Annotated in this window: 14 protein-coding genes; 6 read left to right on the top strand and 8 right to left on the bottom strand. The window is 72.8% G+C overall.

Annotated elements, in window-relative coordinates; genetic code table 11:
- The coding region (locus tag CCL05_RS08040; RefSeq protein WP_244204211.1) for a GAF domain-containing protein at window positions 1-1,390 on the bottom strand (1,390 nt) is incomplete at its 3' end.
- A gap of 327 nt (window positions 1,391-1,717) precedes the next feature.
- Between CCL05_RS08040 and CCL05_RS08035 the strand changes: the two genes are divergently transcribed.
- Window positions 1,718-2,449, top strand: a complete 732-nt coding sequence (locus CCL05_RS08035) for a methyltransferase domain-containing protein (RefSeq protein WP_086559792.1) — start codon at window positions 1,718-1,720, stop codon at window positions 2,447-2,449.
- Window positions 2,450-2,521: 72 nt separating this feature from the next.
- On the top strand, window positions 2,522-4,669 hold the full coding sequence (gene pabB / locus CCL05_RS08030) for an aminodeoxychorismate synthase component I (RefSeq protein ID WP_086559791.1): 2,148 nt from the start codon (window positions 2,522-2,524) through the stop codon (window positions 4,667-4,669).
- Window positions 4,670-4,971: 302 nt separating this feature from the next.
- Here pabB and CCL05_RS08025 read toward each other — a convergent pair whose 3' ends face one another.
- From CCL05_RS08025 to CCL05_RS08015, 3 genes are all read right to left on the bottom strand, one after another.
- Window positions 4,972-5,640 carry a transketolase-like TK C-terminal-containing protein gene (locus CCL05_RS08025; RefSeq protein ID WP_086559790.1) on the bottom strand — a complete coding sequence of 223 codons (669 nt, stop codon included), beginning with the start codon at window positions 5,638-5,640 and terminating at the stop codon, window positions 4,972-4,974.
- A gap of 122 nt (window positions 5,641-5,762) precedes the next feature.
- Window positions 5,763-6,071: a type 1 glutamine amidotransferase family protein gene (locus CCL05_RS08020; protein ID WP_086559789.1), complete on the bottom strand. Its 309-nt coding sequence runs from the start codon at window positions 6,069-6,071 to the stop codon at window positions 5,763-5,765.
- Between the two features lie 501 nt (window positions 6,072-6,572).
- The gene (locus CCL05_RS08015; RefSeq protein WP_107400437.1) at window positions 6,573-7,430 is read right to left on the bottom strand and encodes an AfsR/SARP family transcriptional regulator; all 858 of its coding nucleotides are present in this window, start codon (window positions 7,428-7,430) and stop codon (window positions 6,573-6,575) included.
- 210 nt (window positions 7,431-7,640) lie between these two features.
- Here CCL05_RS08015 and CCL05_RS08010 point away from each other — a divergent pair, with 210 nt between their 5' ends.
- Entirely contained in the window at window positions 7,641-8,294 is a 654-nt protein-coding gene (locus tag CCL05_RS08010) for a TetR/AcrR family transcriptional regulator (protein WP_086559787.1), read from the top strand.
- A gap of 47 nt (window positions 8,295-8,341) precedes the next feature.
- On the opposite strand, the gene CCL05_RS08005 is transcribed toward CCL05_RS08010, so the two are convergent.
- The 3 genes from CCL05_RS08005 to CCL05_RS07995 all read right to left on the bottom strand — a co-directional run bounded on the left by CCL05_RS08005 (window position 8,342) and on the right by CCL05_RS07995 (window position 10,728).
- Window positions 8,342-9,124, bottom strand: a complete 783-nt coding sequence (locus CCL05_RS08005) for an SDR family NAD(P)-dependent oxidoreductase (RefSeq protein ID WP_107400436.1) — start codon at window positions 9,122-9,124, stop codon at window positions 8,342-8,344.
- Window positions 9,125-9,232: 108 nt separating this feature from the next.
- On the bottom strand, window positions 9,233-10,102 hold the full coding sequence (locus CCL05_RS08000) for an NAD(P)H-binding protein (protein ID WP_086559786.1): 870 nt from the start codon (window positions 10,100-10,102) through the stop codon (window positions 9,233-9,235).
- Window positions 10,099-10,728, bottom strand: a complete 630-nt coding sequence (locus CCL05_RS07995; protein WP_086559785.1) for a ScbR family autoregulator-binding transcription factor — start codon at window positions 10,726-10,728, stop codon at window positions 10,099-10,101. Before CCL05_RS07995 ends, CCL05_RS08000 begins: the two co-directional genes overlap by 4 nt.
- Before the next feature lie 123 nt (window positions 10,729-10,851).
- Between CCL05_RS07995 and CCL05_RS07990 the strand changes: the two genes are divergently transcribed.
- The gene (locus tag CCL05_RS07990) at window positions 10,852-11,793 is read left to right on the top strand and encodes a ScbA/BarX family gamma-butyrolactone biosynthesis protein (protein ID WP_244204210.1); all 942 of its coding nucleotides are present in this window, start codon (window positions 10,852-10,854) and stop codon (window positions 11,791-11,793) included.
- A gap of 112 nt (window positions 11,794-11,905) precedes the next feature.
- On the opposite strand, the gene CCL05_RS07985 is transcribed toward CCL05_RS07990, so the two are convergent.
- Entirely contained in the window at window positions 11,906-12,565 is a 660-nt protein-coding gene (locus CCL05_RS07985) for a TetR/AcrR family transcriptional regulator (protein ID WP_086559793.1), read from the bottom strand.
- Between the two features lie 289 nt (window positions 12,566-12,854).
- Between CCL05_RS07985 and CCL05_RS07980 the strand changes: the two genes are divergently transcribed.
- Entirely contained in the window at window positions 12,855-14,177 is a 1,323-nt protein-coding gene (locus CCL05_RS07980) for a UDP-glucose dehydrogenase family protein (protein ID WP_167409530.1), read from the top strand.
- A 79-nt stretch (window positions 14,178-14,256) separates the two neighbouring features.
- Window positions 14,257-15,431 (top strand): glycosyltransferase (locus tag CCL05_RS07975; RefSeq protein WP_086559783.1); only part of this gene is annotated, 1,175 nt, incomplete at its 3' end.

Here is a 15,431-nt window from a genome sequence, read left to right as displayed (position 1 = left end):
CGGCGACGGCCCGGGCGGCGGCGGAGGCGTCCGTGCCGGGCAGCAGCAGGACGATGCAGCCGCCCTGCACGGTCTTGAGCCCGGACATCCGGTACGCGTAGGAGGAGGCCCACACCACGGCCCGGCCCTGCTCGCCGCCTTCGGGCCGGGCGACGACCACGACGTGTGGCTGTTCCAGGTCCATGTCCAGTCTGCGGGCCCGCTGCGCTGTCTGGTGCGGTGGGGACGCGGTGGCGGACACGGCCAGCAGCTCGTCGAGGAGTTCGTCGCGCACCGGTCCCTCGGCGGCGGCGGCGCTGCGCTGCATCAGCAGGTGCACCGCGAACGCCTGCGCGGTGGTCTGCAGCAGCCAGCTGTCCTGCCCCACCAGCTGGGCGACCGGCCGCAGCACCACGACGCCGAGGTCCTCCGTGCCGGCGGTGACGGGAGCGACCCAGGTGCGGTCGTCGGCCTCCACCGGCCCGCGCTGGGCGTGCGCGGCCAGCACGGCTCTGGCCACCGCGTCCTCGTCCAGGTCGGGCATCTCCCCTGCGGCGGCCAGGACCCGGCCGGCCGGGTCGCGCATGTGCAGGGTGCCGTCCAGTGCATCGCCGGCGGCCTTGGCCACGGTGGTCAGGTCGGCGCCCGCGACGAGCAGGCTCATGATGCGGCTGTAGGACTCCCCGAGCTGCTCCAGGCGGGCCAGGCTCGAGCGCGCCCGGAACCCCTCGAGTTCGAGGTCGGCCAGCTGCGCATGAGCCTGTTGCAGCACGCCGGTCCTCTCGATCGCGACGGCCGCGAGGTCGGCGAGGGAGCAGATCAGGCCTATCTCGACGGGCGTGTAGTGCCGCACCTTGCGGTCGGCTCCGTAGAGCACGCCCACCGCACTGTCGCCGCAGCGCAGCGGGACGGCCATCAACGCGTGCAGCCCCTCGGCCTCGACCACCTGGTCGATGCTGTCGGCGTGGGCGATGGAGTCGTCGTTGAGGTAGTCGGCCGTCCACAGCGGGGCCCCGGATATCAGCGCCTGATGGCCGAGGCCGCTGCCGCCCTCGATGCTGAGTCCGGTGTTGAGCGCGGTGGTGGCGCCCTCCGAGGTGTGGATGACCATGCGGCCGTCGTCGTCCCGCAGGGCGACGTAGGCCATGTCGAAGTGGAGCAGCAGCCTGACCCGTCGAGTGATGACGCTCAGCAGCGTGTCCAGGTCGTACGGGAACGTCAGGTCGCGCGCGGTGTCGACGAGTGCGGCGTACCCGGCCTCGCGCTGCTGTCTGCGGTCCACGGAGGCGTGGACGTCCCGGGCGAGCTGCACCGCCCGTTCGAGGCGGGCCAGTTCCCCGGGGTCCGGGTCGCTGCGGCGGGCACGTTGCAGCAGCGCCTCTAAACGGCTGGGCGGCGCCTCTTCCGCCAAGAGGGAGAGTACGGCGAGTACGGAATCATCCTCTGGTACATGAAAGCCCGACATGTTCCATCCCCCGTTCGTCGAGCCGAGCGTGGCTCGGCGCGGCAGAACCTAGTTGGCGCGACTTCGGCACGTCAACGTCGGGCTGGACCGCTCGCGCACCGCTGTGCCGGGAGCACCGCTGCGGCGCCTTCGCGGTGTTCCGGGACCACCTTCCTGCCGGGCACCACTCTGTCCGAGGCTCGTGCCGCCGACGCGGGGCCGCACGGCTCCGCCACAGGAAGGAGGCTCACCTTGCAGATCCGTAGCCATGAACGTTCGCTCGAGCGCAGCCGCATGGCGCGCACCGACCGCGACCGGCCGCGGTGCTTCACCATGCGGGGCCGTGAGTGGGACCTGCTGCCGGACGTGTTCGCCCCGCCGTACTCACCGTCGACGGACGCGGCCATGGAGCTGCTCGGTTTCATGGAGGGGACCCAGGTCCCGCGGCAGGGATCGTTCCTGGAGATCGGCTGCGGCACCGGCATCATCGCCGTGAGCGCGGCGCTGGCGGGCTGCGACCGGGTGCTCGCCACGGACATCAACCCGCACGCGGTGGACAACGCCGCGCGCAACGCGCTCCGGCACGGCGTCGGCGACCGGGTCCGCGCCCTGCACAGCGACCTGTTCGACGCGATCGACCCGGCTCAGCGCTTCGACACGGTGTACTGGCACTCCAACTTCGTCCTGGCCCCGGCCGATCACCACTACGAGTCGATCCACGACCGCGCCTACGTCGACGCGGGGTACGCCGCCCACCGCCGCTACCTGCGGGATGCGCCCCGGTGGACCACCGCCGGCGGCTCGGTCCTGCTGCACTTCAGCAACCGGGGCGATCTGGCCCGGCTGCGCGATCTGGCCGACGAGACCGGGCGCGAGCTGGACGTGCTGCGCAGTCTGCGGGTCCGGGAGGGCGACGACGTGGTCGAGCACATGCTGATCAAGGTGTCCGCGGTCCGGGCCGGCTCCGAGGCGGACGGGGCCCGCCCTCGTCCCGCGGTCGCCCCGCCGGTCCGTACCTCCGGCTGAACCCACCGGGATCCGTCCGCGCGGACGCCGTGTCCGCCTCTGCCGACCCCATGACGAAGAACGGGACAGACCATGCGCATCCTGCTCGTCGACAACTACGACTCGTTCACCCACAACCTCGTCCACTACCTGGCCCGGATCACCGGTCAGGAGCCGGTCGTCATCCCCAATGACGACCCGGACTGGCACATCGGGCGGCTCGCCGAGGTCGACGCCGTCGTACTGTCCCCCGGCCCCGGCACTCCGGAGCGCGCCGCCGACTTCGGGATCTGCCGGGAACTGGTGGAGCGCTGCGAACTCCCGCTGCTCGGTATCTGCCTGGGGCATCAGGGCGTTGCCCTGGCGCACGGCGCGGCCGTCGTCCGGGCGCCGGAGCCCCGCCACGGCCGTCTGTCGCCGGTGCTGCACCACGGCGACGAGCTGTTCCGCGGCATACCCTCGCCGTTCGAGGTGGTGCGCTACCACTCGCTGGCCGTGACCGACCTGCCCGACGGTGTGGAGGGTACGGCCTGGACGCCGGACGGTGTCCTGATGGCGCTGCGGCACAGCGACCGGCCGATGTGGGGGGTGCAGTTCCACCCGGAGTCGATCCTCACGCGGCACGGCAAGAAGCTGCTGCGCAACTTCGTGGATCTGGCCCGCCGGTGGCACGAGCAGCACCCGGCGCACCCGGATCAGGCGCGGGTCACGGAACCGGTCACGCCGGTGGCCGCGGCGGCGAAGGAGCGCCGCGCGGTCCGTGAACTGCGCGTCGTCGTCGACCGGTTGGACACCCGGTGGAGCGACGAGGCCGTCTTCGCGGAGCTGTTCGGCGCGAGTGAGCACGCCTTTTGGCTGGACAGCAGCACCGGCCGCTCCTCCCGCGGGGCGCTCGGCCGCTTCTCCTTCATGGGGGACGCGTCGGGGCCGCTGGCCCGGATCGCCGAGGCCGACGTGTGGACGAACACCACCACGGTGCGCTCGGCGACGGGCACCGAGGTGGTCTCCGGGGACTTCCTGACGTGGCTGGACCGCGACCTCGCCGCCCTGAGGACGACGGTGCCGGAGCTGCCCTTCGACTTCGCCCTCGGCTGGGTCGGTTATCTCGGCTACGAGCTCAAGGCCGAGTGCGGCGGCAGCGCGGTGCACCGGGCATCCGAGCCGGACGCGGTGATGGTCTTCGCCGACCGTGGCGTGGTGTTCGACCACGCCACGCGCACCACGTATCTCCTCGCGCTCGTGGAGGGGGACGACCGTGAAGCCGCGCGCCGCTGGATGCGGGACACCGCCCGGCGCCTGGACCGGCTGTCGGGTCGTCCGCAGGCCGCGCCGCCGACGACGGTCCCTGGTGCGGAACTCACCCTGCGGCACTGCCGGGAGGAGTACCTGCGCAAGATCGACGCGGCGATGCGGGAGATCGCCGCGGGCGAGAGCTACGAGGTGTGCCTGACCAACATGGCCGAGGCGCGGGGCGTCTTCGATCCTTGGGCGAGTTACCGGCTGCTGCGCCGGGTCAGCCCCGCGCCTTTCGGGGCGCTGCTCACCTTCGGTGAACTGTCGGTGCTCAGCACCTCCCCCGAGCGGTTCCTTCGGGTCGGCGCGGACCGTCGGGTGGAGTCGAAGCCGATCAAGGGGACCAGGCCGCGCGGGGCCACGCCGGAGCAGGATGCGGCTCTGGTGGCGGAGTTGCTGACGGACGAGAAGGACCGGGCGGAGAACCTCATGATCGTGGACCTGGTCCGCAACGACCTCGGCCGGTGCGCGGAGATCGGGTCGGTGGAGGCCGACGAGATCTTCCGGGTCGAGACCTACGAGACGGTCCACCAGCTGGTCAGCACGGTGCGTGCGCGGCTGCGCGAGGACCGCTCCCCCGTGGACTGCGTGCGGGCCGCCTTCCCGCCGGGTTCGATGACGGGCGCGCCGAAGATTCGCACCATGGAGATCATCGACGAGCTGGAGGCCGGGCCGCGCGGGGTGTATTCGGGGGCGATCGGCTACTTCTCGCTGTCGGGCGCGGCCGACCTCAGCGTGGTCATCCGAACGGCGGTGCTCACTCCCGGCCGGCTCCGCTACGGCGTGGGCGGTGCGGTGATCGCTCTGTCCTCTCCGGAGGGCGAGTTCGAGGAGACGGTGGTCAAGTCCCGGCCGCTGCTGGCGCTGACGGGGGGCGCCTTCCCCAGGGGCCGGACGCCGCTTGCCGACCGGCAGCCGCAGGCGCGGGCCGGTGCGGGAGCGCGTTGACCCTCGGCGCGCGCCCGGGGGGCCGGGGGCACGGTCGTGATGTGCGGCCGGGCCCCCCTCGGCCGGCGCGGGGCACGGCCCCGGGCCGGCGGATACCGGCGACCGGGTTCCTCGTACCGCCGCGCGGCGCAGGGGGATCGAGCGGGGGAAGACAGCCGGTGGAGGGGGGCACCGACGGCCGGCTGTCTTCCCCGCCGTCCGCATACTCCCTGCGTTCTCCGGGCGGGACAATGCGGAACCAGGCGCTTTGTCAGGTCCATGCAAACTTGCACGGGCGCGGCGCGGTGCGGCCCCCACGCCGCTCACCGGGCCCCGCGCAGCCGGGCCCGCGCGGCGGCGGCCACGCGTTCCGGGGTGAAACCGGGCTGCTGCCGGAGCGCGCGGTAGGCGCTGCGCTCTGCGAACTGTCCGAGACCGACCGCCTCTCCCCCCGCGGCGAGCATCGCGTACCAGCCCAGCGCGAGGCCCGCCGACACGGACACCCGGACCCCCGCGCCGGGCGGCAGCACCGAGTCGCGGTACTCCCTGCCCTGGGTCCGGAACACCTCGGCGCTCAGCATCGACACCACGCGGGTCGCGGTGCCCTCCCGCTGGAGGATCTCCCGCGCCCCCAGGGCGATGTGCACCTCCCTCCCGGTGGCGACGAGGACGACCTCGGGGGTGCCGCCGTCGGCCTCGGCGAGGACGTAGCCTCCGCGGGCGGCACCGTCGGCCGGAGCGTCGGCGTCGCCCGCGTGCGGTGGCGTGGGCCGCTCCCGGCGGCCGGGCGGGGCTCCCGCGGGGACCGCCGGGAGCAGCGCGCCCCGAGCCTCCCGGCCCGCGGCCCGGACCGGGGGCCGGTCGGTCCCGGCCGTGGGCCCGGGACGGGCGTGTGCGACAACCGCCGCAGCGTCCCTCACGCCGCGGTCGGGGCCGCCGCGGCCCGCCGGAACCGTCCGGCCGGCCGCTGTCCTGCTGTGCTGGGTGTCCATGTGCGCTCGGACCTCCGCGTCGAAGGAAGCCGGCGGGATGAGCCGTCACGGCGACGGAACTACTGCCGGGGGCCGGGCGGGTACGGTGCCGCATCCGCCCGGACATGGCCGGCGCGTGGTCGTCACATGAGGCACATCCCCTTGGCGAGTTCGTTCAGTCGGGCGGCCACGATGCGCGGTCCGCCTCGGGTGAGCAGGGACTCCGCGTGGAACTGCATCGAGACGAAGTTCCGGGCGCGCAGGGCGTGCACCTCGCCCGTCCGCGCGTCACGGCCGACCTCCACGACCGTGCCGTCGGGGGCGTCGAACTCGTCCGTGGGGCAGTGCGCGGCGAACGTGTTGTGTACACCGACGTGTTCGCGCCCGCCGAACAGGTCGGTCTCCCGCTGGACGCCCTGGTTGGACATGTCGATGGACGGCAGACCGGCCATGGAGATCCTCTCGTCGGACGTGGACCGGGCACCCCGGGCGCGGGGCGGGAGTCGACGGCGGGACCCGCGTCGCGCGGAGCGCTTCCCGCCCGTCCGCACGCACCGCCCGGCCGTCCGGCGGGCCTTCGTCGGGCGGCGGTCGCCGGGGAGCCGTGCGCTCGCACGTCAGGAGGCACCGGCGGTCGCCCGGCGGCCCGGGAGGGGACGCTGGGGGACGGACAGGGGGCGGGAACTCGGGTCATGGCGGAACTTCTCGCGACGGCAGGTTGTCCCGACGATTCTGTGGAACGGACACCGGTGGGCCCAACGCGCCGGCCCGGACTACGTCAAGTGGCGCGAAGTCCATCACGTCACGCGCCGGACCGACTGGCTCGCTCTGCCGGTACCCGCCCGGGACGGGTGGGGTGACGGCAGGCACGCCGAAGTGCCCGAGGGGGGCCCGACGGCGATCGTCGGGCCCCCCTCGGGCCATTACTGCGGGCGCGCGCCGGTGACGGTGGGTCAGGACCTGCTGAGCGCCACGGAGCGGGACTTGCCCACCGTGCCGTAGCGCGCGACCACCGCCGGACGGACACGCGGGTCCGGCACGGCCCGCCCGAGCGGGCGCATCCCGGGCCCCGGTGCCCGGGCGGTGAGGACGAAGCGGGACGCCGACGACGGCTGGGTCAACCGCTGGTAGGCCGCGAGGGCTTCCCACTGGTCCGTGCACCGCTCCAGGGCGGCGGGCAGCTGGTCGCGCACTCGGCCGGGCACCTGCACACACGGCAGATCGGCTGCCAGCTCCCGGTAGCGGCCCAGGCGCAGTTCCGCCTCGACCCACCGGCCGAACGCCCGGTCCCGGGACTGCCGCAGGCGGTCGATCTGCGCGGCGAGATGCGGTCCGGGCGCGATGTCCGCGAACGGCTCGCCCCGCCACAGCCCGAGGGCCTCCCGCAGGCGCCGGGCCCCGGTGAGCAGGTCCCCGGCGGCCAGGGCGCGGTAGCCGGCTCCGGCGGCCCGCTCGAACTCCCAGGCGTCGCTGGTGGCCCCGTCGCCACGGAGCTGGTACCCGCCGGGCAAGTCGGCCAGGATGTCGGCGGCCTGCCGCTCGCAACGGCCCCGCTCCGAGGCCCTCCGCTCACGGCTGCGCAGGGCGGTGGCGGTCCGCTCGCGCAACTCGCCGACGTAGGACTGCAGCATGGCCTTGGCCTGGTGGGGCGGCCGGTCGGGCCAGAGGTCCTCGACCAGCAACCCGCTCGGCACGACACGGCCGGCGAACACCGCCAGCAGCGCCAGCACCTGCCGCGGCTCGGCCGCCGCGGGGGCGATGGGCATTGCGCCCTCCATGACGACCAGTGCCCCCAACACCTTGATGTCCATGTCGACCCCCTTGCGCGGTGACCGTGGATTCCACCGCACCGGCTTCATCAGCACCAACGGATGGCAAAATAGTAGTGTGCTTTTTGTTTTTTTGTAAGTCGGACCCCGCGACCTCACGGCCGACGCTCCGTAAAGTGGTAGTGACTACGGAGGGTGTGGCACGCCGACGGCAACGGACAGCCGTCGTACGCGGGTAAGGAAGGGTCCTCGGTGAAACAGGCACGAGCCGCCCGGACGCGTCAGGCCCTGGTACAGGCGGCCGCGACGGAGTTCGACCGCAAGGGGTACGACGGCGCGTCCCTGACCCGGATCAGCCGTACCGCGGGCGTCTCCATGGGCGCCCTCACCTTTCACTTCGCCAGCGAGCAGGAGCTGGCCGAGGCGGTGTGCGCGGAGGGCGAGGAGATCACCCGGGCAGTGGTGCAGCGGATGGTCGGAGCCGGGGAGCCGGCCCTGCAGGCCGCCGTGGCCCTCACCCTGGCCCTCGTGGTGCTGCTCGAGGACGAGGCGCGGGTCCGGGCCGCCGCACGGCTGGCTCGCGAGCGCAGGGCCGAACAGCCGGACGCCTGGACCGAGTTGTGGGAGCCCGTGCTGCGCGAACGGCTGCGGTCCGCATCGCTCCAGGAACCGGGCGGCGGTGTGGACCCGGCAGCCGTCGCCACGCTGTGCCTGCTGCTGGTGCGGGGAGCCGAGACCACCGTCAGGGAGCACGTCCTCACCTGCGGCACCCCGGCTCAGGACGTCATCGGGCAGTTCTCCGACGTGTGGCGGCTCGTCCTGAAGGGCGTGAGCGCCGCCCCGGGCACCGGTTCCGGCAGGGCCGGTGAACGCCGCGCCATCCCCCGCCCCAGCCGTTCCGGCTGACCGGACGGTGAGCGGGCGTCCGCCGCGGCGGCCCCGGCGGCCGGGAATCAGACCGCGCTGCACCCGCCGTCCACGGGAACCGCGCCTCCGGTGACGAAGGACGACTGGTCACTGCACAGCCAGCCCGCGGCCCGCGCCACCTCCAGGGGATCGGCCATCCGTTTGATGACGGCCCGCGCCCCCGCGGCGGACTCCAGCTCCGGGACCTTCTCCAGTGCCTGCTCGATCAGTTCGGTGCGGGTGGTTCCCACCATCAGGGCGTTGACCCGGATCCCGCGTGCGCCGTACTCCGCGGCGGCCGCCCGCGTCAAGCCGAGCACCGCGTGTTTGGCGGCCACATACGGAGCCAGCACACCCGTGGCGAACGCGCCCGCGGTGCTGCAGGTGTTGACGATCGAACCGCCCGACTCCTGTTCCAGCATGACCGGAATCTGCTGCTTGAGGCAGTTCCACACGCCCCGCACGTTGACGTCCATGATCTGGTCGTAGAGGGCGTCGTCGGTTTCGTGCAGCGCGGTCCCGAGCGTGCCCCAACCGGCGTTGTTGAAGGCGGCGTCCAGGCCGCCGAAGACGTCGACGGCCGTGGTGACGGCCCGTCGCACGTCGTCCGGGCGGGTCACGTCGCCCACGGCCACCGCCACCCGGCCCCCGTCGTCCGCGATCTCGCCGGCCAGCGTCCTCAGGTGTCCCTCGCGCCGGGCCATCATGACCACCGACGCCCCCTGAGCGGCGAAGAACCGTGCGGCGGCCCTCCCTATGCCGCTGGACGCGCCGGTCACCATGACGGTCTTCCCTCGCAGCAGCCCCTGACCGCCCACGTCGTCCACCATGTGTCCCCCTGCTCTCGTGTCGTCGGCCGCCTCGGCCCGGCGGTGCCGTGCGCGGCGGCACCGGGTCGGCCCGGCCTGCGGCACGCTGACCGCAGGCCGGGCCGGCGGTCAGCTGAACGCCGCCGCGTGGTCGGCCGCCCAGGACGCGAACGTCGCGGGCGGTCTTCCGATCAGTCGTCCGAGGTCGTCGCCGACCTCGGACGAGTCTCCCGCCCGTCGCCGCTGCGCCGCCTCGAGCAGGGCCTCGGCCACGGCGCCGGGCAGACGCGCGGACCAACGCTCCAGGGCCTGCTCCGCGGTGAGTTCCTCGAACGCGAGCGGCCTCCCCACCACCCGGGCGAGGATCTCGGTCTGCTCGCGCGCGCCGATCGGCTCCGGGCCGGTCAACGCGTAGGTCACTCCTTCGTGCCCCGCCTCGGTCAGGGCCCGCACCGCGACCTCGGCCACGTCCCGGGGGTCGACGCACGCGGTGCGCGCGTTCCCGTCCAGGGCTCGGACAACCGACTCCTCGCGGATCGACGAGGCCCAGGACAAGGTGTTGGACATCGGCGTGCGCATCCGCAGCACCGTCCAGGCCAGGCCCGAGGTGCGCAGCATCTGCTCGCTCTGTCGGTTCCAGCGGGCGATGAGGTCGTTCGCGGACGGGTCGGCCACCGCCAGCCAGGACAGCTTGACCGCCTTGCGCACACCGGCGGCCCGGGCCGCGTCGAGGATCTGCGCGTCGTCCTGCGGGCGCAGCGGGTTCGCCGTGACCACGAAGACCGCGTCGGCCCCGGCCAAGGCGCGCTTCAGGGCGGGCCCGTCGCGATAGTCGCCGACCACCGTCTCACCGGGCAGTTCCAGTCGCCGGGCCCTGGACGCGTCACGCACCAGGGACCGCACCGGTCCTCGCCGGGCCAGCGCTCGGGTCACGTGCCGGCCCACCGCTCCGGTGGCGCCCGTCACCACGACCCGGGGCGCCTCGTCGCGCGCGCTCACTGCGGCTTCCCCCTCGCCTCGCCGAACTCGACCCGCTGCGCGGCGCTGGGAGTGGCCACCGAGGGGAGCAGGAACCGCCAGATCTCCTCCACCCGGTAGGGCAGGTCGAGGTGGTCGCTTTCCAGACGGGCGTGCAGCTGGGCGCCCGTGCACGCGTTGACCAGGAGTCTGGCCAACCCCTCCGGGTCCGCCCCGGCCCGCAGTTCGCGTCTGCGGCGGGCCACCTCGAACTCCTCCTTGAGCACCTTCGTCCACTGCTTGTGGGAGTTCTCGCTCCGTTCCAGGAACAGTTCCTGGTCCATGACCAGACGCGCCCCGGCGAGCAGGACGGGGTCGTCACGCAGCCGGTACGCCCAGGTGAGCGTCAGGTCGACGGCGCGCTGCAGCCCCTCGGACTCCAACGGCGGTACGACCAGCTCGGGTTGGCTGGCGACGATCTCGCGCGCCAGCATCTCCTTCGACCGGAAGTGGAAGTACATGGCGCCGAGCGTCAGACCCGCCCGCTCGGCGATCTGGGTGACGCTGGCCCCGGAGAAGCCGGACTCCGCGAAGACCTCGGCGGCCGCGTGTATCAGAGCCGCACGTGTGCGGACGGCCCTCTCCTGCTTCACAGCCCGGGAACCCATGTATCGCCTCGTAAAGACTCGACAAAAAGAAAACCGTTCTTTATTTTATGCACCACCGCGGGTCCCGCAAGACTTCACAGCCTGTCACCTGCCCGACACGTCGTTCCTGGGGAGCGCAGACGTATGGCAACTGACACCACCGGCAAGATCGACACGGCCGCCGGCACGCCCGAGGAGCTGACCGGGCTGCTGGTACGCAAAACGATGCGGAACGAGGCCCTCATCGCCTCGTGGGACCAGGGCTGCCACGCCACGCAGGCGGTCACCGGGCGCTGGCCGGTCGAGCACCACTTCTACGTGAGGGGCAGGCACTACTCCCCACTCCTCGTCACGGAGACCATCCGCCAGGCACTCGCCCTGCTGACCCACACCACGCACGAGATACCGCTGAACCACCGGCTCGGCTGGGAAAGCGTCCGCTGCGACATGGATCCCCGCGCTCTGGCGGTGGGTGGCGAGCCCGCCGAGATCGAGCTGCTGATCACGCACACCGGCGTGACCAGGCGCCGGCTCGGCTCCGCCCACCTGTCCGCGCGGGTCGGGGTCCTGCGCGACGGCGCCCATCTCGCCACCGCCGAGCTGAAGTACACCACCCACCCCCCGGCGATCTACGACCGGCTGCGCGGCGAATACGCCGACGCACGCGAGGCTTTCGCCCGAGCGCTGCCGCTCACCCCGCCGGCGCCGCCCTCGCGCGTCGGCGTCAAAGCGGTGAAGGACGTCGTGCTGACGCCCACGGACACACCCCATACCTGGACGCTCCGGCTCGACACCAGTCACACCGTGCTGTTCGACCACCCACACGACCACGTGCCGGGCATGGTACTCCTCGAGGCGGCCGGGCAGGCCGCGCACGCGCGGTTCATGTCCCGGTCCTCCACGGCCGTCTGCTTCGACACGACCTTCCTGCGCTACGTCGAGTTCGACCAGCCCTGCCTGATCACGGCGGAGCCCGCCGAGCCGGACGCGTGGGGCAGGAACCGCGTCAAAGTGAGCGCCGCCCAGGCGGGCCGGGTTGCGTTCACCTCCACGGTGACCTCCGAGCCGACCGTCGCACGCCGCTGACGGGGCGTCGTGGGCGGAGCCTTCGGTCCGTCCACGACGCCCCTCCCACGCCCGGCGCTCCGGTTGTCGCTGCCCGGTCTGTGTCAGACGCAGGTGAGAGAGCCGTCTCAGGTCAGTCGTCGCCGGCGGTGCGCTCCTCGCCCCCGGCCGTCCCGTCGCCGTCTTCGGGTGCCGGTCCCAGCAGGACCTCGATGCCCGCGCGCAGGTACCGCTCCAGCGTGGCGTCCGGCGCCGAGGCCAGGGCGGGTGGGCGTATCTCCGTGCGCATCAGACTGGTGCCGAGCATCCAGGCCGCCAGGAGTTCCGCCCTCAGGTCGGCGTCGGGGCCGTCGAGGCGGGCGGCCAGACGGTGGGAGAACACGTCCGTGAAGTCCGCCCGCAGCCGCGCCACCGCCTCGTCGCGGCCGGAAGAGCGCAGCACGGACAGCACCGGATGCGGGAAATCGCCCTCGCGCGGCGGCCCCATGAGCAGCGCGCAGAACCAGTCGGGGATCGCCTCGACCGGCTCGTCCAGCAGCGGCTCGAACATCTTGCCGGTCCCCGAAACGTCGTTGAACAGCGCTTCTTTCGAGCCGAAGTAGCGGTAGACGAGGGCGGCGTCCACGCCGACGTCGCCCGCGATGTCGCGCACACTGGTGCCCTCGTAGCCGTACTTGCCGAACCGGAAGGCCGCGGCGGCCCGCAGCGCGGTACGCGTTGCCGAGGCCGAGCGTTTGTGGGCGGGCCGACGGGCCACCGCCTCGGCCGCCTCGCCGTTGTGTACTCCGGTCACGTACCGCACCTCCGTGGTCCACGGCCCTCTGGCCATCCGCCCATGTTCCAGTCTGCGGCGCCTGTCTCAAAGTCACCGACCGATGTCATCAATCGTTGACTTACGTTCTCGCCGCGTGCGATACCTGACTCGGGTCAACGATTGATGACTTGAGTCCTCGCCGTGCCCGGGCCGTACGACGGAGTCGGCCCTTCCAGGTCCGCCCGTACGACGCGATCGAGCGCGCCCTCGCGCGCCCTTCGACCCGTCGCACGCGGGCACCCCCACCGACCGGAAAAGGTGATCCTCTGTGCCTGCTCGACGCGTCACCGTGATCGGCACCGGCTACGTCGGGCTGACGACCGGCGCCTGTCTGGCCTCCCTCGGGCACCGTGTGGTGTGCGCGGACGCCGACCCGCACAAGGTCGAACGACTGCGTGAGGCCCGGGTGGACATCCTGGAGCCCGGTCTGCCCGAGACCGTCCGGGACGCCCTGGACGCGGACCGGCTCGACTTCACCGGCGACACAGCGGCCGCCGTCGCCGAGGCCGAGGTCGTGTTCCTGTGCCTGCCGACGCCCATGGGAGCGGGCGGCGCCGCCGATCTCGCCGCCGTGGAGGCCGTCGCCGGGCAGATCCGCGACGTCCTGCCGCCCGGCTGTGTCGTCGTCAACAAGTCGACCGTGCCCGTCGGAACGTGCGAGCGTGTCGCCGCGCTGCTCGGCCGGGACGACGTGGCCGTGGTGAGCAACCCGGAGTTCCTGCGCGAGGGCCGCGCCGTCCAGGACTTCCTGCATCCCGACCGGATCGTCATCGGCGCCGCGGACCGGGACGCCGCCCGGCGCGTGGCCGACCTCTACGCCGGACTGGACGCGCCGCTGGTGCTCACCGACCCCGCCAGTGCCGAACTGACCAAGTACGCGGCGAACTTCTTCCTCGCGATGAAGCTGTCCTTCGCCAACAACCTGGCCACGGTCTGCGACCGCTTCGGCGCCGACATCAACGATGTCACCGAGGGCATCGGCCGGGACCCGCGCATCGGCTCCGCGTTCCTGCGGCCCGGGCCCGGCTGGGGCGGCTCCTGTCTGCCCAAGGACACCCACGCCCTGCTGACCGTGTGCGAACTGGCCGGGGTCGACTTCCCCCTGCTGCGCGCCACGATCGAGACCAACGTCACCCACCAGCGGCAGCTCGTCGACCGGATCGCCGCGGCCTGCGGGCGCGACGCGGACGGCTCGCTGCACGGCGTACGACTCGCCCTGTACGGCCTGACCTTCAAGGCCGGAACCTCCGATCTGCGCGACTCGCCCGCGCTGTCCGTCGCCCGGCTGCTGCGCGAACGCGGCGCCGAACTCACGGGGTACGACCCGGCGTTGCGCGAGGAGCGGCCCGATCTGAGCGATCTGGTCGACCTCGTCGACGACCCGGTGCGGGCGGCGGAGGGCGCGGCGGCCTGCCTCGTCCTCACCGAGTGGCCGGAGCTGCGCGACCTCGACTGGGCCGCGATCGCCGCGCGGATGTCCGGCCAGGAGGTCCACGACTTCCGCAACCTGCTCGACGCGGACCGGCTCGCGCGGGCCGGGCTGAACTGGCAGGGCATCGGGCGCGCGCAGGCACCGACGCGGGTGGCATGACATCTCCTGTCCGCCTGTGCAGACGAAGACAAGCCCGAGAAGACACGTCCGAGAAGAATCAGAGAGAAAGGCTCACGCCATGCGGGTTCTGTGCACCACGCTCGGCAGTCCCTCCCACGGGCGCGCTCAGCTGCCCCTGCTGCGCGCCCTCGCCAGGGCCGGGCATCAGGTGCTGGTGGTCACCACCGAGGCCCTCGTCCCCGTCTTCCGCGACGACGACGTACAGGTGAAGGCCTCTTTACCGGAGTTCGATCCGCTCGCCGCGATGGGCCCGTACCTCGCCGAACTCGGCGACACCCCCGACCTGACGGAGCCGACGGACGCGCTGGCACGGCTGCTGATGCGCAACGTCGCCGGGCCGGGGATCAAGCCGCACCTGGACGTCCTGCTCCCCCTCGCCCGGGAGTTCCGGCCCGATGTGATCCTGCGCGACGGCATGGACATGGGCGCGGTGCTCACCGCCGAAGTACTCGGCGTGCCGCAGTTGCCGACGCCTTCCGGGTTCAGCAACCTCCTGGACCCCGCCGAGGTGCTGCCGCAGCTGAACGAGCGGCGCGAGGAGCTGGGACTGCCCGTACGGGACGACCCGCTGTCCCTCGTGCCGCACGGCCGCGTCGACTACGTACCGCCCGCCTTCTCGTTCGCCCGGCACCTGCCCCAGACCTGGGCGTACCGGCAGACGGTGGACGTCGAGCGCGGCATGGTGCTGCCGGAGTGGGCCGCCGCACTGCCCACGGACCGGCCGCTGGTGTACGCCGCGATCGGTACCGCCCTGCCGACGATGCGTGCGCGCATGCAGGACGGGGAAACGCCTCTGCCCGTGAAGCTGCCGGACGCCACCGAGAGCCTCAGGGCGATCGTGCGGGCGGCGGCCGAACTGGACGACTGCACGGTGATCGTGTCGACGTCCGGACTCGCGGTGGACACCGAGGGGCTGCCCGGGCACGTCCGCGTCGCCGAGCGCGTGCCGCAGCCGCTGCTGCTGGAGTCGGTCGACCTGTTCATCACCCACGGCGGCTTCAACAGCATCCGCGAGGCCATGCGCACGGGCACGCCGCTGGCGGTCCTGCCGCACTTCGGGGACCAGCCCGCCAACGCGGAGCGCGTGGAGGAACTGGGCCTGGGCCGGCACATCGCGGACCGCAGCGCGGCCGGCATCGCCGACGTCTGCCGCAAGCTCCTCGCCGATCCCGAGCCCCGGGCGCGGGCCCGGTCGGCCCAACTGACCATGCTGACGCTGCCGGATGTCGAGCA

The organism is Streptomyces africanus, from assembly GCF_002150735.1.
Classification (GTDB): Bacteria; Actinomycetota; Actinomycetes; order Streptomycetales; family Streptomycetaceae; genus Streptomyces; species Streptomyces africanus.
This window is presented reverse-complemented; position numbering and strand designations above follow the sequence as displayed.